Below are 23,382 nucleotides of genomic sequence, written 5' to 3'. Positions count from 1 at the left end.
ATTTTCCTCAGGCAGTTGCCACTTTTGTGATTAGTCCATTTTGCGTATCCCTCGCCCGAGCCCCCTCAACGTTCATATGGCATTCAGTTTCCAGGACATGGTCGAGGAGGCGCGCCTGTCGGCCCGGGCGCTGATCGACTATGGCGAGCACTTCTTCAACCCGACGGTGCGGCTCGGTGTCACCGGCTTGTCGCGCGCCGGTAAGACCGTATTTATCACCGCGCTGATCCATGGCCTCACCCGCGGCGGGCGGTTTCCGGTGTTCGAAGCCTATGCCTCGGGCCGGATCGCGCGGGCGCATCTGGCGCCGCAGCCGGACGATGCCGTGCCGCGATTTGCCTATGAGAACCATCTGCGCGCGCTGATCGAGGAACGGCGCTGGCCCAACTCGACGGTCGACATCAGCGAGCTGCGCCTCGTCATCGACTACCAGCGCCCGAACGGCGCCGACCGCACGCTGACGCTCGACATCGTCGACTATCCCGGCGAGTGGCTGCTCGACCTGCCGCTGCTGCAAAAGAGCTATGAGCAATGGTCCGCCGAAAGCCTGGCGCTGTCGCGCGAGGCGCCGCGGGCGCATCTGGCTGCGGACTGGCACGCGCATCTCGCAACGCTGAAGCCGGAGGCGCGCGAGGACGAGCAGGCGACGCTCACGGCCGCAAGGCTTTTCACCAACTATCTTCGCGCCTGCCGCGACGAGCGCTTTGCGATGAGCCTGCTGCCGCCCGGCCGCTTCCTGATGCCCGGCAATCTCGCCGACACGCCGGCGCTGACCTTCGCGCCGCTGGACCTGCCCGTGGGCGAGCAAGCGGGCGAGGGATCGCTGTGGGCGATGATGGTGCGCCGTTACGAGGCCTATAAGGACGTCGTGGTGCGGCCGTTCTTCCGCGATCATTTCGCCCGGCTCGATCGCCAAATCGTGCTGGCCGACGCGCTCGCCGCATTCAACTCCGGCCCCGAGGCGCTGCACGATCTCGAGGCCGCGCTGGCCGGCATTCTCGACTGCTTCAACATCGGCCGGAGCACCATCCTCTCCAGCCTGTTCCGGCCGCGCATCGACCGCATCCTGTTCGCGGCGACCAAGGCGGATCATCTGCATCATTCCAGCCACGACCGGCTCGAGGCCGTGCTGCGCCGCGCGGTGAGCCGCGCCGTGGCGCGCGCGGAAAATACCGGCGCGGGAATCGATGTCGTCGCGCTCGCAGCCGTCCGCGCCACGCGCGAAGCCCAGGTCGCGCATGGGCGCGACAAATTGCCGTCGATCCTGGGAACACCGGCCGCGGGCGAAAGCGCCGGCGGCGAGTTCTTCGACGGCAACACCGAAGTTGCTACCTTTCCGGGCGACCTGCCGCTGGATCCCGAGCCGCTGTTCAACGGCAGGGACGCGTTCCGCGGGCTGTCAACTGAGGCCGCCGAGAGAAGCGATTTCCGTTTCCTGCGCTTCCGCCCGCCCAAGCTCGAGCGCGAAGGCGCGAGCGAGCCGGCGCTGCCACACATCCGCCTCGACCGCGCCTTGCAGTTCCTGATCGGAGACAAGCTCGCATGAACGACCGATCCCAGCCGCGGCGGCCGGCAACGTTCCGGCTCGACGATCCCGGCGTCGTCGTCACCGAAGCCGACGAGATCAGCCGACTCAGCCGCGCCACCATCCAGATCACGCCGGAGCACGATCCGCAGGCGCTGCCGGTGCCGATTGAAGCTGCGCTGCCGGCGCGGCGCCGATTTTCGTGGGGCACGCTGTTCTGGTCCGGTCTCGCCGGGCTGACGCTGCTCGGCACCGGGCTCGGTGTCGTTCATCTGATCGAGGATCTGTTTGCGCGCAGCGAAAGCCTCGGCTTCGTCGGCCTCGCCCTCGCCTTCGTCACCGCGCTCGCGCTTGCAGTGGTGATCGGACGCGAGGCGTTCGGGCTCGCGCGTCTTGCGACCATCGAAAAGCTGCATCAGCGCGCAGCCGCCGTGCTTGCCAGCGACGACCGCAAGGAGAGCCGCGTCATCGTGCAGGACCTCATCAAGATCGCGCACCAGAACCCGCAGCTGGCGCGCGCCCGCGCCACGCTGGAAAGCCATGCCGGCGAGATCATCGACGGCGCCGACATGATCCGCCTCGCCGAGCGCGAGCTGATGTCGCCGCTGGATGCGGAGGCGCGGCGGCTGGTGTCGTCGGCCGCGCAAAAAGTCTCGATCGTGACCGCGGTCTCGCCCCGCGCGGCGATCGATGTGCTGTTCGTGCTCGTCGCAGCGCTGCGGCTGATCCGCCAGCTCGCTTATCTCTACGGCGGCCGTCCCGGCGCGCTCGGCATGATCCGCCTGCTCCGCCACGTCATCGCCCATCTCGCCATCACCGGCGGCATGGCTGCAAGCGACAGCCTGGTGCAGCAGATGCTCGGGCACGGGATTGCAGCAAAGCTGTCGCAGCGGCTGGGCGAAGGCGTGCTGAACGGGCTCTTGACGGCCAGGCTCGGGTTGGCGGCGATCGACGTCACGCGCCCGCTGCCGTTCGCGGCCCTGCCGCCGCCAAAACTGTCGGACCTCGCGACGGATCTGCTGCGGAAGAAGGACGAGGAGGAGTAGCCACTTCGCCTCTCCGCGCTTGCGGGGAGAGGGAGAGAGAGGCCAGCACTTTCCACCAGAACAGCGGCGAGTCCTTCGGCGGGGACAGCTCCGGGGTCCAGCCGGTGAGCCTCTCAATCACATAGGTATCCGCCAGGACACCGCGCCAGCGGCGTTCGACGTCACCGAGCGGCTGGCGCTGCGCGGGGATCGAATCCCACACCGGGGCGCGATTGTCCGGCACGCGGCCGACGTAGATGCCGGCGTGGCCCTTGATCCGGTCCATGCCGGGATCGCCGAAATCCTGGAAGCGGCCGCGCTCGTTGATCTCGATCACGGGCACGCGGCCGCGGAACAGCCAGCGCATCATGGCGTAGGTGCGGTAGTCCGTGGTGGCGATCCAGGTCGCGCCGGTCTCGTCGAGCGCGGCCTGCGCACCGGCGGCGACCTGCTCGTAGCCGCCCTCGGCGCCGATCGGGTCGATCTTGCCGAGCAGATTCCAGGGCGCTGCGACGTAATACAGGAACACGATGACGACGAAGGCGAGGCCCGAGACGACCGCCGTGTCGAGCCAGAACACGCTCGACCGGATCAGCCTTGCCGACCAACCCTCGCGCGACAGCACGACGAGATTGACGGCCGTGGCGGCGAAGCCCACCGGCCACATGAACATCGGCCAGGTGTCGCCGACGCGGAGCGTCATCGACTTCACGAGGAAATAGAGGAACGGCACCAGCACCGCGGTCGAGAGCAGGATCGCGACCGGCTCGCGGGCGCGATAGCCGCGCCACGCCGTCATCCCGAGGCCCGTCAGCACCACCGGCAGCATCACGAAGCCGACGAGGCCGAATTGCAGGCCGATGTAGTCGCCGATCGTGCGCAACGAGATGCCGTAATTGGCGGTGGCGCGCACGCCCTGGAAGCGGAACGAGGCCCAATCATGCTGCGCGTTCCAGATCAAGACCGGCGAGAATAGTGCGATGGCGATCAGCACCGCGAGGTAGGGATACGGGCTGCGCAGCCAGCGCCAGCGCCAATCCGGCACCAGCAGGAACGCCGCAACCGCTGGCGCGAACATGATCGCGGTGAATTTCGACAGCAGCGACAGGCCGGCGAACAGTCCGGCCGCGAGCCACCACCGTCCGTCGCCGCTTTGCCCCAGCCGCACCAGCGACCACATCATCGCCATCGCAAACGGGATCATGGCGACATCGGGCGCGACTTTGGCCATCAGCAGGCCGTAATAGAGCGCGGCCTCCGGCATCAGCAGCGCGAACATGATCGCGCGGGCATCATGGGTGAGACGGCGGACGATGTCGGCGAGCAGCAGCTGCGTCACCAGCATGGCGACGATTCCGCCGAAGCGCACGCCGAGCGTGGTGTCGCCGAAAATCGCCGTGCCGAAGCGGATCAGCCAGGCGATCATGGGGGGATGATCGAGGAAGCTGAGCGCGCCCTCCTTCGACCAGGTCCAATAATAGGCCTCGTCGGTGCGCAGCTCGAGCGCGGAGGCGTAGACGATGCGAAGTACCGTCATCGCGGCGACGACGAGCACGGCCATGAGGATGAGCCGGCGCTGGGCGCCGTCAGGCTTCGCAGAGATGTCGGGAGCGATCGTCACGGCCGCGCTTTTCCCCGACTTGAGAGGGGGAGTCAATGTGTGGGAGGTGCAGCACACACCGCTGTCGTGCCGGGGCGCGACGTAGTCGCAAGCCCGGGCACCTGATCACCAGGGGAGAAGTTTGACGACGACTTGCAACCACGCCCTGTCGTTATCGCGACGAGCGCAAGCGCTCGCGCGGGGGTCCCGGATCGGCGCGCGCCTGGGGGCGCGCTTGTCGGGGACGACAGTGGGCATAATGGGTGCCGATCGGTGGGCACGGCGCACAAGAGCGCGCCTTTGCCCACCCTAGAATTCCCTACGGTTTCGTAACCTGCCGCGCATGTGACCGGCCCTGCTGTCCACTCCGGGAATTAAACGCTAGGCTGGCTGTTCTCGTTGATGAAACTGATACAACCGAATCATGGCCACCGCTCTCGCACAGATGACCGAACTCGTCCGCTCGACCGGCGTGCGCCAGGTGCGGCTGGTCTGCGGCGTCATCCTGTTCGCTTACGTGATCAGCCATTTCCTCAACCATGCGCTCGGCAACATCTCGGTCGATGCCATGGAGGCCGGCGTCTACTATCACATGGCGTTCTGGCAATTCCTGCCTGTCGCGATCGTGTTCTACGGCGCCGCTCTCACCCATATGGGGCTCGGCGTCTACGCGCTGTATCAGCGCCGGCAGTTCCGCTGGAAGACGATCGAGCCGCTCCAGCTCGTGCTGGGACTGAGCATTCCGGCGCTGGTCATGGCGCATGTGATCGGCGTGCGGCTCGGCCAAACCTTGTATGGGCACCAGAAGCTCTACCCGCAGGAGCTTTATCTCTTCTTCAGCTCAAACCGCATCTGGACCATGACGATCCTGCTCACCATCGCCTGGATCCACGGCTGCATCGGCATCTATTTCTGGCTTCGCCTGAAACCATTCTTCACGCGTGGGGCGCCCTATCTGCTCGCGGCCGCCGTGCTGATTCCGACGCTGTCGCTGCTCGGCGTCTACCAGGGCGGCCGCAGCGTGATGCTCGATGCCGATGACGGCGAATGGCGCACGCACAATCTCACCCGCCGCCAGCTCGGAACGACGGCCGAGGCTGCAACGCTCGACCGCATCACCAACACCCTCACCATCGGCTATGTCGGCCTGCTCGGACTGGTGCTGGCGGCGCGCGGTTTGCGGGCCTTGCGCGAACGGCGCGGCGGCATGATCGCGCTGTCCTACGGAAACGGCAAGACGGTGCGGGTCCCCAAGGGCCTCTCTGTGCTGGAGGCGAGCCTGCGCCACAACGTGCCACATGCCAGCGTCTGCGGCGGCCGCGCCCGCTGCTCGACCTGCCGCATCCGCATCATCGGCGACCATGCCGCCCTGCCCGAGCCGTCGCAGCGCGAGGCTTTCGTGCTCGCCCGCGTCGGCACCGCCGATCCCTCGATCCGGCTCGCCTGCCAGCTGCGGCCCGAGTGCGACCTCTCCTTCTTCCAGCTCTTCACCCCGCACACGCATGCAGCGGGCGGGCAGGCCTCGACACCGGCCCGGATCGGTCAGGAGCGCTATCTCGTCAGCCTGTTCGTGGACATGCGCGGCTCGACGCAGCTGGCCGAGAAGCGGCTGCCGTTCGACACCGTCTTCATCGTCAACCGCTTCCTCGGCGCGGTATCGCAGGCGGTGATCGAGCATGGCGGCCAGCCGAACCAGTTCGTCGGCGATGGCATGCTGGCGCTGTTCGGGCTGTCGGCCGATCCGCAACAGGCCTGCCGGCAGGCGCTGAAGGCGGCCAGCAGCATCGCCGCGAATATCGACGAGCTCAACGAGCTGCTCAGCCACGACCTCCGCGAGCCGATCCGCTTCGGCATCGGCATCCATGGCGGCGAAGTCATCATCGGCGACATCGGCTATCGCGATCACATCGTGTTCACCGCGCTCGGCGATGCCGTCAACGTCGCCGCCCGCCTCCAGGACATGACCAAGACGCTGGCCTGCGAGGCCATTGTCTCCGAGGAAGTGCGCCGCACCGCGGGCCTTGGCGACGATTCGCTGCCGCAGCAGGAAGTCGCGATTCGCGGCCGCGACGAGCCGATGGCCGTGCGCGTGGTCGCGGATGCGAGGCAGCTTGCGGCGCTGGTCGATCGCGGCGAGCGCGTGGCGGCCTGATTCTTCTTCAGCTCTCCCCGCAAGAACGGGGCGAGGGAGCACACCTTCGCCGCCGCGACAATCCGGCTCAATCTCGTGACAGCATAACCCGGCTTGCTGCAACGCAGCGGCATGGCCTTGCTGCGAAAGCACGAATTGACTCCGCCCGAGTCGTCGCGACAGATGCGCGAGGGATTGCGGTGATGACCGCTGCTCCAACGAAAGCTCCGGGAGGAGACCACATGTTCGATCGACGCGACCTGCTCAAAGGAGCGGGCCTTGCCGCCGCGGCGGCGACACTGAATTCGACCAAAGCGCTGGCCCTCGAGACCGTCACGCTGCCCTTCGCCAATGGCGAGCGGTCGCTGGTGAAGTACCCGCAGAAGCGGCCGATGATCGTGTTGACCAGCCGGCCGCCGCAGCTCGAGACGCCGTTCGCGGTGTTCAACGACGGCCCGATCACGCCGAACAACGCGTTCTTCGTGCGCTATCATCTCTCCGACCTGCCCTACAATCTCGACCCCGACAAGTTTACGCTTCAAGTCAAGGGCAAGGTCGACAAGCCGCTCAAGCTGTCGCTCCAGGACATCAGGAAAATGAAGGCGACCGAGATCGTCGCCGTCAACCAGTGCTCCGGCAACAGCCGCGGCTTTTCCGAGCCGCGCGTCGCCGGCGGCCAGCTCGCCAACGGCGCGATGGGCTGCGCGCGCTGGCGCGGCGTGCCGCTGAAGGCCGTGCTGGAGATGGCCGGCGTGCAGGCCGGCGCCAAGCAGGTCACGTTCAACGGCATGGACGGCCCGGCCAGCGACAAGACGCCCGATTTCATCAAGGCGCTCGACATCGACCACGCCAGCGACGGCGAGGTGATGCTGGCCTACGGCATGAACGGCGAGGACCTGCCGTTCCTCAACGGCTTTCCGTTGCGCCTGGTCGTGCCCGGCTATTACGGCACCTACTGGGTCAAGCACCTCAACGAGATCACCGTCATCGACAACGTCTATGACGGCTTCTGGATGAAGTCGGCCTATCGCATTCCCGATACGCCGAACAATGCGATCGAGCCGGGCACCGCGCCGAAGGCGACCATCCCGATCAACCGCTTCACCATCCGCTCCTTCATCACCAGCGTCGCCGACGGTGCCAAGCTGAAAGCGGGACGCACGACGCTGCGGGGGATCGCCTTCGACGGCGGCAAGGGCATCAAGGAGGTCCAGGTCTCCACCGACGGCGGCAAGACCTGGGCGAGCGCCAAGCTCGGCAAGGATCTCGGCAAATACGCATTCCGCGAATGGAAGCTGCCGGTGCAACTCGCCGCCGGCGGCGTCGAGCTCAAGGTGCGCGCCACCGGCAATGACGGCGAGACCCAGCCGGATACACCGCGCTGGAACCCGGCGGGTTACCTGCGCAACGTCATCGAAACCACGCGCGTCACCGTGGCCTGAGGGAGAATGATCATGCAGCGCACCGCTCTCCTCGCCGCCTCGCTCACGCTCGCCAGCATCATCAGCGCAGTGACTGCGGCGCCGATCAACTACAAGACTCCCGATGAGGTCGCCGCGTTCAAGCCTGGTCCCAATCTGGAGGTGGCGCAGGGCAACTGCACCGCCTGCCACTCGTCCGACTACGTCGCCACGCAGCCGCCGATGAAGGACAAGAAGGGCTTCTGGCAGGCCGAGGTCACCAAGATGATCAAGGTCTATGGCGCACCGATCGACGATGCCGATGTCGGCAAGATCGTCGATTATCTGGCCGCGACTTATTGACGGAGGGCACGCGGCATTCCCGGCCATTTGACCGCTAAACGGGCAAAACCGGCAAAAACGCCGCGAAGTTGAGCTGAATTCGGCGAAATGCGGATGTGGTTTGAGCTACCAAGCCCGCCACAATCCGCGTATTCTGTTAGGACCGAACCGGCCGGTTGGCGGGGATTGGCGGTTCGCGATCTCGGAGGAAGACCCGCGGAGAAGTCGTGATGGCTAAAGGTACGGTCAAGTGGTTCAACCCGACGAAGGGTTATGGATTTATCCAGCCTGCGTCGGGGGGCAAGGATGTGTTCGTGCATATCTCGGCAGTGCAGAAAGCCGGCCTGTCCACCCTCAACGAGGGACAGACGGTTGAATACGAAGAGATCGCAAACCGGGGCAAGACCTCCGCAGAGAACCTCAAAGTATAAGCCCGCCAGCCTTTGCTGACTCCCGGATCAGTCCGGGAGCGGGGCCAAGAAAATTTCAGAAGACAGCCAGTGCATTCGACGACAGGCGTTGCGACTGCACACGGAAAGCTATTTTTCCCGCGAAAACCGCATCCTTAACGCCACAGCAACGACAATCGCGACCGCACTTCGTTACTCCACCGGCAACGGTGCGTCGCGCTTGATCTCCTCCATCACCGCATAGGTTCGCGTCTCGCGCACGCCGGGCATCGACAGCAGGGTCTCGCCGAGGAAGCGTCGATAGGCGGTCATGTCCGCAAGCCGCGCCTTCACCAGATAATCGAAGCCGCCTGCAACCATGTGACACTCGAGCACCTCAGGGGCGAGTTTCACGGCGCGCGCGAAGCGCTCGAAATTGTCGGGCGTGGTCTTGTCGAGCAGCACCTCGACGAACACCAGAAGACCGAGGCCGAGCCGGTGCGGATTGAGCCGCGCGCCGTAGCCCTCGATAAAGCCCTCGCGCTGCAACCGCTTCAGCCGCTCGCCGATCGAGGTCGGCGACAGGCCGATGCGCTCGGCCAGCTCGACATTGGCGATTCGCCCGTCCTGCTGCAAAACCGAGAGGATCTTGCGGTCTATGCGGTCAAGTTCCATATTTTCTTTGGCTAGATCATCGATAATCTTCATTTCTTAAGGCAAAACAACTAGATTGTCTATCGAACGACGGTCATGCCGGCCTTATCTTGGATTTCAGCCACAGGACACGCCATGCCGAACATTCCCCCCTTCACCGCGCCGTACGCGCCCGACGATGCCGAGATCGCGGCAAAGCTTCTGCCCGCCTCGCATCTGGCGCCGCCGCAGGAGGCGCGGATCGACCGCACCGCGACGCGGCTGATCGAGGCGATCCGCAAGCGCGATGACCGGCTCGGGGGCGTCGAGGACATGCTGCGCGAGTTCGCGCTCTCGACCAAGGAGGGGCTGGCGCTGATGGTGCTGGCCGAAGCACTGCTGCGCGTGCCTGATACCCGCACGGCCGACCAGTTCATCGAGGACAAGCTCGGCGAGGGCGACTTCATCCATCACGAGACCAAGTCCACGGCGTTTCTGGTCAATGCCTCGGCCTGGGCGCTCGGCTTGTCGGCGCGGGTGATCCAGCCCGGCGAGACGCCCGACGGCACCATCGGCCGCCTCGTGAAGCGGCTCGGCGCCCCGGCGGTGCGCACCGCGACGCGCCAGGCGATGCGGCTGATGGGCAATCATTTCGTGCTGGGCGAGACCATCGAGCAGGCGCTGGAGCGGGGCAGGCCGCGCTCAGGCCAGAAGCCGCGCTATTCCTTCGACATGCTCGGCGAAGGCGCCCGCACGGCGGCGGACGCCAAGCGCTATTTCGATGCCTATGCCAGTGCGATCGAGACTATCGGCAAGGCGGCCGGTGATCATCCCCTGCCCGACCGACCCGGCATCTCGGTCAAGCTCTCGGCGCTGCATCCGCGTTTCGAGGCGATCAGCCGCGACCGCGTGATGGCCGAGCTGGTGCCGCTGCTGCTGGACCTCGCTCAGCGGGCCAAGGCCCACGACTTGAACTTCACCGTCGACGCCGAGGAGGCCGACCGGCTGGAGCTGTCGCTCGACGTGATCGCGGCGACGCTCGCCGATCCCTCGCTGGCCGGCTGGGATGGCTTTGGTCTCGCGATCCAGGCCTATCAGAAGCGCGCCAGCGCGGTGATCGATTATGTCGACGCCCTGGCGCGCGCGCATGACCGCAAGCTGATGGTGCGCCTCGTCAAGGGCGCCTATTGGGACACCGAAATCAAGCGCGCGCAGGAGCGCGGGCTCGACGGCTATCCCGTGTTCACGCGCAAGGCAATGACGGATCTCAACTACGTCGCCTGTGCCGCCAAGATGCTGGCCTTGCGGCCGCGCATCTTCCCACAATTCGCCACTCACAACGCGCTGACGGTCGCGACCGTGCTGGAGCTTGCGCACGGCAGCGGCGGCTTCGAATTCCAGCGTTTGCACGGTATGGGTGAAGCGCTCTACGAGCAGCTCGCCAAGGATCACCCTGATATCGCCTACCGCACCTATGCGCCGGTCGGCAGCCATCGCGATCTGCTCGCTTATCTGGTGCGGCGGCTCTTGGAGAACGGCGCCAACTCTTCGTTCGTGGCGCAGGCGGCCGATTATCGCGTCCCCGTTTCCGCACTGTTGCAGCGGCCGGCGGATGTCATCGTCCGACCCGAGGCGGCGGTGCATCCCAAAATTCCGTTGCCGGGCGATCTGTTCGCGCCGGAGCGGCGCAATTCGCGCGGCATCGAGTTCGGCGAGCGCGCCGCGCTCGATCGGTTGCTGACGGACGTCAGGGCTGAAGCGGCAGATTTGAAGCCCATTGCCGATGCGACGCCGGATCAGGCCAACGCGGCGGTGGCCTCGGCACGTGCCGGCTTCGCAGCCTGGAGCCGGACGCCGGCGGCCGTGCGCGCGGCAGCGCTGGAGCAGGCCGCGCATCTTCTGGAGAGCCGGGGCGCGCATTTCATCGCACTGCTGCAAAGCGAGGGCGGCAAGACGCTCGAGGACGCGCTGTCGGAGCTGCGTGAGGCCGCCGATTTCTGCCGTTACTATGCCGCGCAGGGCCGAAAACTGTTCGGCACCGATGCCGCGATGCCGGGGCCGACCGGCGAGAGCAACGCGCTCGCGATGCGCGGCCGCGGCGTATTCGTCGCGATCTCACCGTGGAATTTTCCGCTGGCAATCTTCCTCGGTCAGGTCACAGCGGCGCTGATGGCCGGCAACAGCGTCGTGGCAAAACCGGCCGAGCAGACGCCGCGCATCGCGCGCGAGGCCGTCGCTTTGCTGCACGAGGCCGGCATCCCGAAAAGCGCGCTGCATCTCGTCACCGGCGACGGCCGCATCGGTGCCGTCCTGACTGCGCACCAGGACATCGCCGGCGTCGTGTTCACCGGCTCGACTGAAGTGGCGCGCCTGATCAACCGGACGCTTGCTGCCAAGGACGGGCCGATCGTGCCGCTGATCGCGGAGACCGGCGGCATCAACGCGATGATCGCCGATGCGACCGCGCTGCCGGAGCAGGTTGCCGACGACGTCGTGACATCGGCGTTCCGTTCCGCCGGCCAACGGTGCTCGGCGTTGCGGCTCTTGTTCGTGCAGGAGGACGTCGCCGACCGCATGATCGAGATGATCGCGGGCGCGGCGCGCGAATTGAAGATCGGCGATCCCGCAGATGTCGCAACCCACGTCGGCCCGGTGATCGACCGGGAGGCCAAGCAGAAGCTCGATGCGCACATCGCGCGAATGACGCGCGAGGCGAAGCTGCACTTTGCCGGCAGCGCGCCCGAAGGCTGTTTCGTCGCGCCGCACATCTTCGAGCTCAAGGAAGCCGCGCCAGCTCAAAGAGGAAGTGTTCGGCCCGATCCTCCACGTCGTGCGCTACCGTGCCGAGAACCTCGAGCGCGTGCTGCAGGCGATCGCGCGCACCGGCTACGGGCTCACGCTCGGCGTCCACTCGCGCATCGACGACACCATCGAAGCCATCATCGATCGCGTCCAGATCGGCAACATCTATGTCAACCGCAACATGATCGGCGCCGTGGTCGGCGTGCAGCCGTTCGGCGGCAATGGCCTGTCTGGAACCGGCCCCAAGGCCGGCGGCCCGCACTATCTTGCGCGGTTTGCGACCGAGCAGACCGTGACGATCAACACCGCGGCAGCAGGTGGCAATGCGGCGCTGCTGGCGGGAGAGGAGTGAGGACGCGTCTGAATTCGCGGCCCGGATGCAGCTGGGCCCTGCGCCCGGCGCCGTTGCATCCCGGCGAAACATCGGTCTAATTGCTCCGTGACTTTGCCTGCGCCAATTCCAGCGCGCGGGAAACGACAAGAGCGAGGGAGCAACGCCGCGATGGACAAGGGCATTTTTGCGGGGCTGAAGGTTCTGGACTGCGCGAGCTTCATCGCAGCGCCCGCGGCCGCGACCGTGCTGTCGGATTTCGGCGCCGACGTCATCAAGATCGAGCCGCCCGGCGCTGGGGATCCCTATCGCAACCTGCCCAACCTGCCCGGCTATCCCACCGGCGAGCACAATTTCGCCTGGCTGCTGGAGGCCCGCAACAAGAAGAGCATCGCGCTCGATCTCGCAAAGCCGGAAGCACAGGCCGTGCTCTACAAGCTGGTGGAAGAGGCCGACGTCTTCATCACCAACATGCCGCCGCCGGTGCGCGCCAAGCTCGGCATCACCTATGACCACCTCGCCCATCTCAACGACCGGCTGATCTATGCCTCCTTCACCGGCTATGGCGAGAAAGGCGAGGAAGCCAACAAGCCCGGGTTCGACAGCAACGCCTATTGGGCGCGGTCCGGCCTGATGGACCTCGTCCGCGCCGATACCAACACCACGCCGGCGCGCTCGGTCGCCGGCATGGGCGACCATCCCTGCGCCATGGCGTTCTACGGCGCGATCGTCACCGCGCTGTACCAGCGCGAGAAGACCGGCAAGGGCTCGCATGTCGCCTCCAATTTGATGGCGAATGGCGTGTGGGCCGCGAGCGTGCTGGCGCAGGCAAAGCTCTGCGGCGCCAAGTTCGGCGAGCGCCGCCCGCGCGAGCGCGCGCTCAACGCGGTTGCCAACCACTACCAGTGCAAGGACGGCCGCTGGCTGATCCTGTCGCTGCTGAACGAGGAGAAGCAGTTTCCGACGCTGGCGAAGTGCCTCGGACGCGAAGACCTCATCACCGATCCGCGCTTCGCCACCAAGCCCGACCGCCACGCCCGCTCGGTGGAACTGATCAAGATCTTTGACGAGACTTTTGCCACCAAGGATCTCGCCGAGTGGCGAAAGATTCTCGACGGCAACGGCCTCGTGTTCGGCATCGTCGGCATTCTCGACGACATCCCGAACGACAAGCAGATGCTCGACAACGAGGTGCTGGTGCCGTTCGAGAATGACACCATGCTCACCATCTCCAGTCCGATCTGGATCGACGGCGTCAAGAAGGTCCAGCCGCGCAAGCCGCCCGCTGTCGGCGAGCACAGTGACGAGATTTTGCGCGGGGCGGGATACGACGAGGCGGCGATCAAGGAGCTGCGGTCGAAGGGGGCGGTGGGGTAAGGGACGCACCGCTCTAACCCCGTCATTGCGAGCGCAGCGAAGCAATCCAGAATCCCACCGCGGATGCATTGCTGGATTGCTTCGCTGCGCTCGCAATGACGACGTAGAGCCGGCGCGGTATAATCATCGGCAAAACACAAATGCCGTGAGGTCCCATGCCCAGCTACCGCCTGCACTACTTCCCGGAATCCGGCAACAGCTACAAGCTTGCACTGATGCTGACGCTTTGCGGCGAGACCTTCGAGCCGGTGTGGACCGACTTTGGCGGCGGCGTCACCCGCACGGCGGAATGGCGTAAGGCCGTCAACGAGATGGGCGAGATTCCCGTGCTCGAAGTGGACGGCGTGAAGATGACGCAGACCGCGCCGCTCCTCTTGAGACTCGCCGAGCAGTATGGCCGGTTCGGTGCCGAGACCGAGGATGAAAAATTCGAGCTGTTGCGCTGGCTGTTCTGGGACAACCACAAGCTCACCGGCTACATGGCAACCTATCGCTTCATGCGCGCCTTCACCGAGAAGAACGACCCGCAGGTGCTGAAGCATTTTCGCCGGCGGCTGGACGACTTCCTCGGGATTCTCGACGGGCACCTCCAGCACAATGTATTCGCGATCGGAGCAAAGCCGACGGTCGCCGATATCTCGATGATGGCGTATCTGCACTATCCGAGCGATGAGCACGGCTTCGATTTCGCGGCGAGCCATCCCGCGATCCACGCCTGGCTCGGCCGCATGGCCGCGCTGCCCGCCTGGAAATCGGCGTATGAGCTGTTGCCGGGTAAGCGGATGACGAATTACGCGAAGTGAGGGTTTCTTCTCCCTCGCCCCGTTCTTACGGGGAGAGGGTTGGGGTGAGCGGCCTCTCTCCACACGTGAGACGGTCGATGGACCTGTACCCCCTCACCCGGATTGCATCTTCGATGCAATCCGACCTGGCCCCGCAAGCAGGACGAGGTGAACTCGCACCTACCTCAACGCCAGCCAGCCGAGCGTGAACAAAACCCCGCCGACGATCACGACCACCGCGACCGCCCAGATGCTGACGCGCACGCTGCCGGTGACCTGTTTGGCCTCTTCATTGCGCGCGATCTCGCGATTGCGCTCCTTGTTGGCTTCGCTGGTGTCCGTCATGGGTCAATCAAATCGCTTGCTTGGCTTTATCTTGCGCGTGATCTTTTCGAAAAACCGCTACACACTCTTTCGGATCACGCGCTAGCGCGTCTTGATGAAGCACATGCCGATGCGGCGCGAGGCCGCGGCAGCCTGACAGGTCAAACCTTTAGCACAGCTCCATGACGTAAAACTCTCGTCCCGCGTTCCCGATCCCGCATTTTGCAGGGAACAATGTGCGCCCCAGCCGTCCTGATATTCGCTGCCGGCGAGCTCTTGGCTGCCGCGGGTCTGCGGCCGGCTGGCAAATCCGCGTGAGAAATCGGGGCGTTTGCCCGCGGCGAACGCGGTCAGTATCTCGCGACGGCGGAGCTGGTCGCCGACAAAATGCGGCGAGGCCGGCACGATGGTGGAGTTGGACGGCTTGTCCGCGAGCCAGTCAACGCCCGGGAAATGAAAGCCGCCGATGCCACGGGTCTGGTGGCAGCCGGCGCAGGTGACGTCGTTGAGGCGGCGCTGGAAGCCGGCGACCGAGCGGATGTTCTGGATGTCTCCGCGCGCAGCCGCCTGCTTCAGCGCGCCGACCACGTCGTTGTCGGTGAACACCGGATTGTCCTTGCCCTCGCCCTCCATCATGCCGAATTCCGGCTGCAGCGCGGAGGCATCGAGCCCGGCCGGTGTCGGCACCAGCGCGGCCTTGGCCAGGAATTTCTCGGGGATCAGCACGGTGCCGCGATCGAACGCGCGCAGATTTTCCGGCGCAAGCAGCCAGTCCCTGAATTCGCGGCGAAGCGCATCGTCCGCGAGGATGCGGTCGCGGTCGATCTGGTTCTCCAGCGCCGATTCCTCGAACGTCTTCGTCGCGGCATCGTACTTGAAGACCTTGAGCAGATAGTCGGAGCGGAAATCGTGCAGCGCCGATTTCGGCGCGACGGAGACCTGGATGTTGGTCTCGATGCGGTCGAGCATGGCGTCGGAGGGATGAATACCGCCGCCGATCGACCCCTGCCAGCCGCCATTGTCGAGCCAGCGCCGCGCGACCTCGGCGCAGGTGAGCGGCTTACCGCTCGCATCCGTCTGGCGCGGGTCCCTCGCCTTCATCACCAGATTGAACGTCATCGGCAGGCGCGTTGCGGTCTTGGTCCCATCCGGCCCCGTATCGAAACGTGCCAGTCGATAGATCAACCTAATTTCGCCGCAGGATTCTTCCGAGACATAGGCGCGGTCCATGCGGTTGACGATGCCGGCCATCACGAAGCGCGTGTCGGGCGATTTCAGATTGGCCCGGTCGAACAGCTGCACGTCGAAGCCTTCGCCGACGCCGATGGTCTCGCTCGGCCAGGCCACCTTCTGCTGGGCGACGTAGCGCTCGAGCTCCGCGTCGATCGCGGGTGGAATCTGCTTGAGCTGCGGCAGCTGCGAGAACATCTGCTCGGTCGTCAGCGGAGAGTCCGCATTCCGCTCCGGCCAGAGCAGGCGCGAGATCGTGAGTTCGTCGTGCTGGTCGAGCTTCTTCAGCAGATCAGGATCGGTGATCGCCGTGCCGCGCATCAGCGCGTTCTCCGCCGCGAAAAGCGGAACGGCGCCGGCGACCAATGCGGCAACAGCAACCAGAATTCGCAACGCGCGGCTCATGCCTGAGGTAACACCGCGCGAGGACACCTATTCAAGCAAAAAGGCGCTTCACAGGGTGGTGAAGCGCCTCTTCGGAAGTCGGATATGAGCCACTCAGCGCGCCACGATCAGGCCCTTGCTGGTGACGACCACCCAGCGGCCGTCCTGGCGCCGGATCGCATCAACACGACCCAGGCCGGGAATGGGATCGCCGGCATAGACCTCATAGAGGCCGTCGCGGCCCTCGATCAGTGCGCCGCCATTGGCGACGTCGCGCAGCCTCCAGCCTTCGAGCGTCGGCAGGCGGCCGACCTCGGTCTTCGGCGCGGCCGGCGCGGGAGCCGGTGTGGCGGCTGCGGCCGCAGCCTGGGTCGGCGCGATCGAGCCGGTGGTTTCCTTGGCGGGCGCTGCCGCAGCCTGCGCGGGAGCGGCGGGCGGCGTGGCACGGAGCTTGTCGACGGTCTCCGAAAGCTTCGCGATCTTGGCCATCGGCTCGGCCTGTGCCTTCTCGAGCTTGTCGAGGCGATCATTGGCCCGGTTGAACTGGCTTAGCCCGGTCTTGGAGGTGTGCTCGATATTGGCCCTGAGAGCGGCGAGGTCAGCATCGATCCGGGCGATCGAGGATTCCAGAGCGCTGGTATCGGCGACCTGCACCGGCGCGGGGGGCGGCGCTGCGAAATGCATCATGCCGGCGGTCGCCAGCGCGCCGCTGATGGCACCGACGCTGGCGGCGATCGCGACCACCGCGGCCATCGCCGAGCGGCGGCGGTTGTCGCCGGTCGCGCGCGGGGTGTCCGGCTTCACATGCGGGGCAAACTCCTCGCGCTCCCAGGACCGCTCCGAGGGCGCCATCACGATGATCTGGGCGGGCTTCGGCTCAGGCTTCGTCTCGGGCTTGGTCTCGGGCTTGGTCTCGGCCTTGCTCTCGGTCTTGGCTTCGAGCTTCGGCACCTCGATCCGGGGCGGTTCGATCCTGGGGGCATCTGCTCTCACCGGATCAGGCTTGGGCGGCGCCTCATGATCGGGGGCGATCGAGGGGGCCTCGATGCCGGCGGCAGCCTCCACGGCCTGCGGCGCGGCGGCCTCGGCAACGCTCGTCTGTTCGCCGGTTTCCTGGGCAGCCTGCTCGGGCATTGGTTCGCTCACAGCTCAAATACTCCAGTCTGGATTGACCTTTTGGTAACTTTCATTGCTTGCGAAATCCTTACCTGCGGACCCGCTTACGGAAATTTTAGGAACTCATCCGGGGCCGAATTGGGTCGGGAAAATGGAACCGGCGTGGCGGGCGTGAAACAATTTGTAACCAGGCAAGATGAACGGCCGCGGAATGGCCGCGTCCACAGCGTCATTGCGAGCGCAGCGAAGCAATCCAGAGTCCTTCTGCGGCGACAGTCTGGATTGCTTCGTCGCAAGGGCTCCTCGCAATGACGGAGCGGGCGGTGCCTGCTCCGTCCACATCATTATCCGTCACATCACCACCGGCGCATCCGGCAGCTCGTTCGGATGCGGGCCGGCCGGTGGAAAGTGCTTCGCCAGCTCCCGCGACACCGCAGCGATGCCGCCGATCACGCCGGGCTCGAACCGGCCCGCGGCGAACTCCGCCTCCATCGCGCGGCAGATCGTCTCCCAGCCCGCTGCACCCACCTTCGCGTCGATGCCGCGATCGGCGACGATCTCGACGTCGCGGTCGGCGAGCAGGAGATAGATCAGCACGCCGTTGTTATGCGCAGTGTCCCAGATCCGCAAATGCGAGAATACGTCGAGCGCGCGCTCGCGCGCCGGCTGATTGCGGAACAGCGGGCGGCCGTCGAGCGCGCCTTCCACCACGAAGCGAACCTGGCCGCAATGGGTCGTCTCGCCCTGCTTGATCGCCTGCGCGATGCGGTCAAGCACGGCTTGCGGAAATATCTGCTTTGCCCGCCAATGATGCTGCACGAGATGTCTGGCAATGCGCTTGATGCTCATGACCTACCAGCTCCCCGAGGCGCCGCCGCCGCCGAAACCGCCGCCCCCGCCGCTGAAGCTACCGCTGTCGCTGGATGACGATCCGCTGCTCCAGGCCCCTCCCGAGCTGCCGCTCGACCACGCGCCGCCGCGCGACGACCGCGTAGCCGGCGCCATCGCCGAGGACAGATCGGCAATGAACCCGATGATGAAGCCGAGGACGCCGAGCGCCATGGCCAGCGCAAAAGAGCCGAGAATGAACCAGCTCAACGCTGCGATGATTCCGCCAGTCGCCAGCGAACCGAGCAGCCGCCCCAGCATGGCACGGAAGAACCCGCCGACCCCGATTGAGGCGAACAGCGTCACGACGAAGAGCGGCCCGAGGTCGTCCAGATTGCCGAAATTCACGCTCGGTGAGGGAACCGGCAGTGGCTCGCCGTCGATGACGCGGATCATCCGGTCGACGCCGTCCGAGATGCCGCCGCCAAAATCGCCTGTCCTGAATTTCGGCGTGATGATCTCGTCGATGATGCGCCGCGAGGTGACGTCGGTGAGCGCGCCTTCGAGGCCGTAGCCGACCTCGATGCGCAAGTGCCGGTCGTTCTTGGCGACGATCAGGATCGCGCCATCATCGATCTTCTTGCGGCCGATCTTCCACGCTTCCGCGACGCGGATCGAGAACTGCTCGATCGTCTCGGGCTGCGTCGTCGGTACGATCAGGACCGCGATCTGGCTGCCCTTGCGCGTCTCGAAGTCGCGCAGCTTCTGCGACAGTGTGGCGATGTCGCTGCTCGACAAGGTGCCGGTCTGGTCGACCACGCGGCCTGTGAGCTGGGGGATAGCGACGTCGGCGAGGGCGGGGAAGGGGAAGGTGAACACAAGAGCGACTAGGGCTATCGCCCCCCACAACCTCGCTGTCATCGCGCGGTTTGACCGGGCGATCCAGTATTCCAGAGACGCCTGCAGGATACGGAGAAGCCGCGGCGTACTGGATTCCCCGCTTGCGCGGGGAATGACGGTGGTGGGTGGGGTGAAGCCCATTCGCAAAACGAACTACACTTACTTCGACGGCGCAGGCGCAGGGTTGAAATCCACCTTCGGCGCGGTCGAGATCTCCTTCTCGTTCTCGACCGAGAAATTCGGCTTCTCCTTGTAGCCGAACGCCATCGCGGTGAGGTTGGTCGGGAACGAGCGGATGGTGACGTTATAGTCCTGCACCGCCTTGATGTAGCGGTTGCGGGCGACCGTGATGCGGTTCTCGGTGCCCTCGAGCTGCGACATCAAATCCCTGAACAGCGCGTCCGACTTGAGCTGCGGATAGTTCTCGGTGACGACAAGGAGCCGCGACAGCGCGCTGGAGAGCTCGCCCTGGGCGGCCTGGAATTTCTGGAAGGCGGCGGGATCGTTCAGCACCTCCGGCGTCGCCTGGACGCTGCCGACCTTGGCGCGCGCATTGGTGACGCCGAGCAGCACGTCCTTCTCCTGCTGCGCAAAGCCCTTCACCGAGTTGACGAGATTGGGCACGAGATCGGCACGGCGCTGATACTGGTTCACGACCTCGGACCAGTTGCCCTTGATCTGCTCGTCCTCGGTCTGGATCGCGTTGTAGCCGCAGTTCGTCAGAGTCAGCGAGGTCAGCGCCGCCAGCACTGTCAGGATCTTGCGCATCAAATTTCTCCCGGTGGAATCTGGTGCAAATTACCAGATTGAGCGCGCACGGCGCCAGCTTGGCGACGTCATTCCGGGGCGCAAAGCGAACTATGGTGCGCAATTGTGCACCTGAGAATCTCGAGATTCCGGGTTCGATGCTTCGCACCGCCCCGGAATGACTCAAACCACATCTCAACCACCAGCCGACAAACGCAAGCCTCTTGCCTATCCCCGGCTGGCATAGTCAACTCCGGCAAAACAACATAGGAAACGCCGGGAGGAAGCACGATGTCCTCGTTCGAGACCATCCTCGTGGAGCGGCCGGAGCCGGCGATCGCCCGGATCGTCATGAACCGGCCCGAGGCGCGCAACGCGCAGAACCTGCAAATGACCTACGACCTCAACGCCGCCTTCGACGCGGCGGTGCAGGACGATGCGGTCAAGGTCATCATCCTCGCCGGCAACGGGCCGCACTTCTCCTCAGGCCATGACCTGCGCCCCGGGGCCAAGAATGTCGCAGGCGTTCATTTTCCGCCGGTAGGAAATTGGGGCGGATTTGCTGAACCCAATGCGCATGGCCGCTTCGCACGCGAGCAGGAAATCTATCTCCAGATCACGCGGCGCTGGCGTAATCTCGCCAAGCCCACGATTGCCGAGGTGCACGGCAAGTGCATCGCCGGCGGTCTGATGCTGGCCTGGGCCTGCGACCTCATCGTCGCCAGCGAGGATGCGCAGTTCTGCGATCCTGTCGTCACCATGGGCGTCTGCGGCGTCGAATGGTTCGTGCATCCCTGGGAGCTCGGCCCGCGCAAGGCCAAGGAATTTCTGTTCACCGCGGACAGCTGGAGCGCGCAAGAGGCGCATCAGCTCGGCATGGTCAATCAGGTCGTGCCGCGCGCCGAGCTGTCATCGCGCGTGCTGGAACTGGCGCGCCGGATCGCGTCAAAACCATCCTTTGCGCTGAAGCTGACCAAGGAGGCGGTGAACCGCTCGGTCGACGTGATGGGCCAGCCCGCCGCGATCGATCAGGCCTTTGCGCTGCATCAGCTCTGTCACGCCCATAATCTTCAGGAGTTCGGCATGATCGTAGATCCGTCCGGCCTGCATCCGTCCGTGCGCAAGCCGCCGGCGGCCGCGGAGTAACGACATGGACCTCAATCTCAGTGACGAGCAACGGCTGCTGCGCGAGAGCGCAGAACGTTTTGTGGCCGAAAGCTACGACGCCGACCACCGCCGCAAGATGGCGAACGATCCGCTCGGATACAGTCCTGATGTCTGGAAGCAGTTCGCCGAGCTCGGCTGGCTGGCGCTGCCGATCCCTGAGGAGTTTGGCGGGCTCGGCGGCGGCGCGGTCGAGATCGGGATTCTGATGGAAGCCTTCGGCCGCGGGCTGGTGTCCGAGCCGTATATCGCGACAGTGGTGCTCGGAGCGGCGCTGGTCGAGAAGTGCGGCAGCACCGCGCAGAAGCAGGCGCGGCTGCCGAAGGTCGCCGACGGATCGCTAAAACTCGCCTTTGCGCATTCCGAGCGCGCGGCGCGGTTCGATCTCGCCAAGGTCGCGACCGTCGCCCACAAGACGGCGGAGGGCTGGCGCCTTTCCGGCAGCAAGATCGCCGTGCTCGACGGCAAGGCTGCCGACGAGATCATCGTCTCCGCGCATATCCACGATCATCAGGGACCTTCGGGACGGATCGGCCTGTTCCTGGTACAGGCGAAAACGCCGAGCGTTGCCATGAGTGACTATCAACGCCTCGGCGGCGGACGGGCCTGCAACATCGAGCTGTCAGGCCTCGAGCTGCCGGAGGACGCGCTCCTCGGTGGCGGCAGCGACGCGCTGCCCGCGATCGAATGGGCCGTCGATCGCGCCATGGCCGCGCTTGGCGCCGAAGCCGTCGGCATCATGCAGACGCTGCTCGACACCACGCTGGACTACACCAAGATCCGAAAACAGTTCGGCCGGCCGCTCTCGGCCAACCAGGTGATCCGCCACCGCCTCGCCGACATGGCGATGCAGGTCGACGAGGCGCGTTCGATGGCGCTGCGGGCGGCGTTGAAGGTGGATGCTGCGCCGCTCGAGCGCGCACGGGCGGCATCAGGCGCGAAAGCCAAAATCGGCAAATGCGCCCGCTTCGTCGGCGAGCAGTCGATCCAGCTTCATGGCGGCATGGGCGTCACCGAGGAGCTCGAGGTCGGCGCCTATTTCAAGCGCCTGGTCGCCTTCGACACGCTGTTCGGCGGCAGCGCGCATCATTATGCCCGCCACGCCCAGCTTGGCCGCACAACCTGATCCAAGGAGCGCATCATGGACCTCACGTTCAATGCCGAGGAGCGCGCCTTCCAGAGCGAGGTGCGCGGCTTCATCGCAAAGAATCTCACCGACGAGATGAAGCGCGCGACCGCGCTGACGCCGTCGGTGTTCTCCGACCCGGATATCGGCATGGCCTGGCAGCGCGCGCTGCACAGGCAGGGCTGGGGCGCGCCGGGCTGGCCGGTCGAATATGGCGGCCCGGACTGGACGCCGGCGCAGCGCTGGATCTTTGAAACCGAATCTGCGCGCGCGGGCGTGCCGAATGTGAACGTGATGGGCGTGAAGATGGTCGGGCCCGTCATCATCGGTTTTGGCTCGCCGGAGCAGAAGAACTTTTACCTGCCGCGGATTCTCTCCGGCGAGGATTACTGGTGCCAGGGCTATTCCGAGCCGGGCTCCGGCTCCGACCTGTCCTCACTGAAGACGCGCGCGGTGCGCGACGGAGACGACTACATCATCAACGGCACCAAGATCTGGACCACGCATGCCCATCACGCCAACCGCATGTTCGCGCTGGTGCGCACCAGCGACGGTGAGCGGCAGCAGGACGGCATCAGCTTCATCCTGATCGACATGAAGACACCGGGCATCACGACGCGACCCATTCTCACCATCGGCGGCGACCACGAGGTCAACCAGGTGTTTTTCGACGACGTACGCGTGCCCGTCGCCAATCGCGTCGGCGAGGAAGGCAAGGGCTGGACCTATGGCAAGTACCTGCTCGAGTTCGAGCGCGGCTCCGGCATCGCGTCAGCGAAGCTGCGCGAGGGGCTGAAGGCGGTCGCAGAGCTGGCCGAGTCCGACCTGACCGGACGCGCGATCAACAGTCCGGATATCGCGACGCGCATCTCGGAGATCGAGATCGACATCGACGCGCTGGAGATGACCGAGCTGCGCGTGCTCTCGGCGCTCCAGACCGGACAAAATCCCGGCGCGGTGTCGTCGATCCTGAAGCTGCGCAACAGCGAGATCCGCCAGGCCGTGACGCGGCTCGGGGTCGACGTGATCGGCCACGACGCCCTCGCCGTCGAGCCGATGCGCCCGCTCTACAGGCTCAACCACGAGCCGGCGATCCCGGAGGAGATGCTGACGGTGGTGCCGGAATATCTCAACGGGCGTGCGTACACGATCTTCGGTGGCACGTCGGAGATCCAGCGCGATATCATCGCGAAGATGATGCTTGGGATTTGAGGGGCCTGGGATTT

The 23,382-nt window shown here is 65.5% G+C and carries 19 protein-coding genes and 1 pseudogene; 12 read left to right on the top strand and 8 right to left on the bottom strand.

The genetic code is table 11. The features are described from left to right. Window positions 1-76 precede the first annotated feature (76 nt). Window positions 77-1,546, top strand: coding sequence for a YcjX family protein (locus tag ACVWY3_RS36275; RefSeq protein WP_456842733.1), 1,470 nt, complete (start codon window positions 77-79; stop codon window positions 1,544-1,546). Then, the gene (locus ACVWY3_RS36270) at window positions 1,543-2,571 is read left to right on the top strand and encodes a YcjF family protein (protein ID WP_456842732.1); all 1,029 of its coding nucleotides are present in this window, start codon (window positions 1,543-1,545) and stop codon (window positions 2,569-2,571) included. Before ACVWY3_RS36275 ends, ACVWY3_RS36270 begins: the two co-directional genes overlap by 4 nt. On the opposite strand, the gene ACVWY3_RS36265 is transcribed toward ACVWY3_RS36270, so the two are convergent. Then, the gene (locus ACVWY3_RS36265; protein ID WP_456843540.1) at window positions 2,480-4,111 is read right to left on the bottom strand and encodes a glycosyltransferase family 39 protein; all 1,632 of its coding nucleotides are present in this window, start codon (window positions 4,109-4,111) and stop codon (window positions 2,480-2,482) included. The two genes, ACVWY3_RS36270 and ACVWY3_RS36265, sit on opposite strands and share 92 nt — an antisense overlap. Before the next feature lie 463 nt (window positions 4,112-4,574). On the opposite strand from ACVWY3_RS36265, the gene ACVWY3_RS36260 reads away from it, so the two are divergent. From ACVWY3_RS36260 to ACVWY3_RS36245, 4 genes are all read left to right on the top strand, one after another. Continuing rightward, window positions 4,575-6,302 carry an adenylate/guanylate cyclase domain-containing protein gene (locus tag ACVWY3_RS36260; protein ID WP_456842731.1) on the top strand — a complete coding sequence of 576 codons (1,728 nt, stop codon included), beginning with the start codon at window positions 4,575-4,577 and terminating at the stop codon, window positions 6,300-6,302. Between the two features lie 221 nt (window positions 6,303-6,523). Further along, window positions 6,524-7,723, top strand: coding sequence for a SorA family sulfite dehydrogenase catalytic subunit (gene sorA / locus ACVWY3_RS36255; protein WP_456842730.1), 1,200 nt, complete (start codon window positions 6,524-6,526; stop codon window positions 7,721-7,723). Window positions 7,724-7,735: 12 nt separating this feature from the next. Next, window positions 7,736-8,044 (top strand): SorB family sulfite dehydrogenase c-type cytochrome subunit, encoded by a 309-nt coding sequence (gene sorB, locus ACVWY3_RS36250; RefSeq protein ID WP_456842729.1) that lies wholly within the window; start codon window positions 7,736-7,738, stop codon window positions 8,042-8,044. A 209-nt stretch (window positions 8,045-8,253) separates the two neighbouring features. Next, window positions 8,254-8,454, top strand: a complete 201-nt coding sequence (locus ACVWY3_RS36245) for a cold-shock protein (RefSeq protein WP_008563500.1) — start codon at window positions 8,254-8,256, stop codon at window positions 8,452-8,454. 171 nt (window positions 8,455-8,625) lie between these two features. On the opposite strand, the gene ACVWY3_RS36240 is transcribed toward ACVWY3_RS36245, so the two are convergent. Beyond that, the gene (locus tag ACVWY3_RS36240) at window positions 8,626-9,087 is read right to left on the bottom strand and encodes an Lrp/AsnC ligand binding domain-containing protein (protein WP_027563828.1); all 462 of its coding nucleotides are present in this window, start codon (window positions 9,085-9,087) and stop codon (window positions 8,626-8,628) included. A 114-nt stretch (window positions 9,088-9,201) separates the two neighbouring features. Between ACVWY3_RS36240 and putA the strand changes: the two are divergent. From putA to ACVWY3_RS36225, 3 genes and pseudogenes are all read left to right on the top strand, one after another. Continuing rightward, window positions 9,202-12,199, top strand: a pseudogene (gene putA / locus ACVWY3_RS36235) (bifunctional proline dehydrogenase/L-glutamate gamma-semialdehyde dehydrogenase PutA). Between the two features lie 150 nt (window positions 12,200-12,349). Then, window positions 12,350-13,555, top strand: coding sequence for a CaiB/BaiF CoA transferase family protein (locus ACVWY3_RS36230; protein ID WP_456842728.1), 1,206 nt, complete (start codon window positions 12,350-12,352; stop codon window positions 13,553-13,555). A 155-nt stretch (window positions 13,556-13,710) separates the two neighbouring features. Further along, window positions 13,711-14,358 (top strand): glutathione S-transferase family protein, encoded by a 648-nt coding sequence (locus ACVWY3_RS36225; protein ID WP_456842727.1) that lies wholly within the window; start codon window positions 13,711-13,713, stop codon window positions 14,356-14,358. A gap of 159 nt (window positions 14,359-14,517) precedes the next feature. Here the strand turns inward: ACVWY3_RS36225 and ACVWY3_RS36220 are convergent, their stop codons facing one another. From ACVWY3_RS36220 to ACVWY3_RS36195, 6 genes are all read right to left on the bottom strand, one after another. After that, complete coding sequence (locus ACVWY3_RS36220) at window positions 14,518-14,682, bottom strand: hypothetical protein (RefSeq protein WP_456842726.1); 165 nt, start codon at window positions 14,680-14,682, stop codon at window positions 14,518-14,520. 81 nt (window positions 14,683-14,763) lie between these two features. Next, complete coding sequence (locus ACVWY3_RS36215; protein WP_456842725.1) at window positions 14,764-16,296, bottom strand: hypothetical protein; 1,533 nt, start codon at window positions 16,294-16,296, stop codon at window positions 14,764-14,766. Between the two features lie 93 nt (window positions 16,297-16,389). Continuing rightward, complete coding sequence (locus ACVWY3_RS36210) at window positions 16,390-17,409, bottom strand: hypothetical protein (protein ID WP_456842724.1); 1,020 nt, start codon at window positions 17,407-17,409, stop codon at window positions 16,390-16,392. Window positions 17,410-17,742: 333 nt separating this feature from the next. Continuing rightward, window positions 17,743-18,240: a TPM domain-containing protein gene (locus ACVWY3_RS36205; RefSeq protein ID WP_456842723.1), complete on the bottom strand. Its 498-nt coding sequence runs from the start codon at window positions 18,238-18,240 to the stop codon at window positions 17,743-17,745. Window positions 18,241-18,243: 3 nt separating this feature from the next. Beyond that, window positions 18,244-19,140 (bottom strand): TPM domain-containing protein, encoded by an 897-nt coding sequence (locus tag ACVWY3_RS36200; protein ID WP_456842722.1) that lies wholly within the window; start codon window positions 19,138-19,140, stop codon window positions 18,244-18,246. Between the two features lie 138 nt (window positions 19,141-19,278). Continuing rightward, complete coding sequence (locus ACVWY3_RS36195) at window positions 19,279-19,887, bottom strand: LemA family protein (RefSeq protein ID WP_456842721.1); 609 nt, start codon at window positions 19,885-19,887, stop codon at window positions 19,279-19,281. 270 nt (window positions 19,888-20,157) lie between these two features. On the opposite strand from ACVWY3_RS36195, the gene ACVWY3_RS36190 reads away from it, so the two are divergent. Genes ACVWY3_RS36190 through ACVWY3_RS36180 form a run of 3 tightly spaced genes read left to right on the top strand, consistent with a single transcriptional unit; the run spans window position 20,158 to window position 23,368 of the window. Next, window positions 20,158-21,012 (top strand): enoyl-CoA hydratase, encoded by an 855-nt coding sequence (locus ACVWY3_RS36190; RefSeq protein ID WP_456842720.1) that lies wholly within the window; start codon window positions 20,158-20,160, stop codon window positions 21,010-21,012. 4 nt (window positions 21,013-21,016) lie between these two features. After that, the gene (locus tag ACVWY3_RS36185) at window positions 21,017-22,156 is read left to right on the top strand and encodes an acyl-CoA dehydrogenase family protein (RefSeq protein ID WP_456842719.1); all 1,140 of its coding nucleotides are present in this window, start codon (window positions 21,017-21,019) and stop codon (window positions 22,154-22,156) included. Between the two features lie 15 nt (window positions 22,157-22,171). After that, window positions 22,172-23,368, top strand: a complete 1,197-nt coding sequence (locus ACVWY3_RS36180; protein WP_456842718.1) for an acyl-CoA dehydrogenase family protein — start codon at window positions 22,172-22,174, stop codon at window positions 23,366-23,368. The last annotated feature ends 14 nt before the right edge of the window (window positions 23,369-23,382 follow it).

The organism is Bradyrhizobium sp. USDA 4486 (assembly GCF_054057995.1).
This window is presented reverse-complemented; position numbering and strand designations above follow the sequence as displayed.

What these genes read in the sequence shown, in the direction of transcription:
- ACVWY3_RS36265 (WP_456843540.1), bottom strand. Translation starts at nt 4,111, where the DNA reads ATGGCCGTGCTCGTCGTCGCCGCGATGACGGTACTTCGCATCGTCTAC.
- sorA (WP_456842730.1), top strand. Translation starts at nt 6,524, where the DNA reads ATGTTCGATCGACGCGACCTGCTCAAAGGAGCGGGCCTTGCCGCCGCG.
- ACVWY3_RS36210 (WP_456842724.1), bottom strand. Translation starts at nt 17,409, where the DNA reads ATGCCCGAGCAGGCTGCCCAGGAAACCGGCGAACAGACGAGCGTTGCC.
- ACVWY3_RS36260 (WP_456842731.1), top strand. Translation starts at nt 4,575, where the DNA reads ATGGCCACCGCTCTCGCACAGATGACCGAACTCGTCCGCTCGACCGGC.
- ACVWY3_RS36180 (WP_456842718.1), top strand. Translation starts at nt 22,172, where the DNA reads ATGGACCTCACGTTCAATGCCGAGGAGCGCGCCTTCCAGAGCGAGGTG.
- sorB (WP_456842729.1), top strand. Translation starts at nt 7,736, where the DNA reads ATGCAGCGCACCGCTCTCCTCGCCGCCTCGCTCACGCTCGCCAGCATC.
- ACVWY3_RS36200 (WP_456842722.1), bottom strand. Translation starts at nt 19,140, where the DNA reads ATGACAGCGAGGTTGTGGGGGGCGATAGCCCTAGTCGCTCTTGTGTTC.
- ACVWY3_RS36215 (WP_456842725.1), bottom strand. Translation starts at nt 16,296, where the DNA reads ATGAGCCGCGCGTTGCGAATTCTGGTTGCTGTTGCCGCATTGGTCGCC.
- ACVWY3_RS36245 (WP_008563500.1), top strand. Translation starts at nt 8,254, where the DNA reads ATGGCTAAAGGTACGGTCAAGTGGTTCAACCCGACGAAGGGTTATGGA.
- ACVWY3_RS36225 (WP_456842727.1), top strand. Translation starts at nt 13,711, where the DNA reads ATGCCCAGCTACCGCCTGCACTACTTCCCGGAATCCGGCAACAGCTAC.
- ACVWY3_RS36205 (WP_456842723.1), bottom strand. Translation starts at nt 18,240, where the DNA reads ATGAGCATCAAGCGCATTGCCAGACATCTCGTGCAGCATCATTGGCGG.
- ACVWY3_RS36195 (WP_456842721.1), bottom strand. Translation starts at nt 19,887, where the DNA reads ATGCGCAAGATCCTGACAGTGCTGGCGGCGCTGACCTCGCTGACTCTG.
- ACVWY3_RS36270 (WP_456842732.1), top strand. Translation starts at nt 1,543, where the DNA reads ATGAACGACCGATCCCAGCCGCGGCGGCCGGCAACGTTCCGGCTCGAC.
- ACVWY3_RS36275 (WP_456842733.1), top strand. Translation starts at nt 77, where the DNA reads ATGGCATTCAGTTTCCAGGACATGGTCGAGGAGGCGCGCCTGTCGGCC.
- ACVWY3_RS36185 (WP_456842719.1), top strand. Translation starts at nt 21,017, where the DNA reads ATGGACCTCAATCTCAGTGACGAGCAACGGCTGCTGCGCGAGAGCGCA.
- ACVWY3_RS36240 (WP_027563828.1), bottom strand. Translation starts at nt 9,087, where the DNA reads ATGGAACTTGACCGCATAGACCGCAAGATCCTCTCGGTTTTGCAGCAG.
- ACVWY3_RS36190 (WP_456842720.1), top strand. Translation starts at nt 20,158, where the DNA reads ATGTCCTCGTTCGAGACCATCCTCGTGGAGCGGCCGGAGCCGGCGATC.
- ACVWY3_RS36230 (WP_456842728.1), top strand. Translation starts at nt 12,350, where the DNA reads ATGGACAAGGGCATTTTTGCGGGGCTGAAGGTTCTGGACTGCGCGAGC.
- ACVWY3_RS36220 (WP_456842726.1), bottom strand. Translation starts at nt 14,682, where the DNA reads ATGACGGACACCAGCGAAGCCAACAAGGAGCGCAATCGCGAGATCGCG.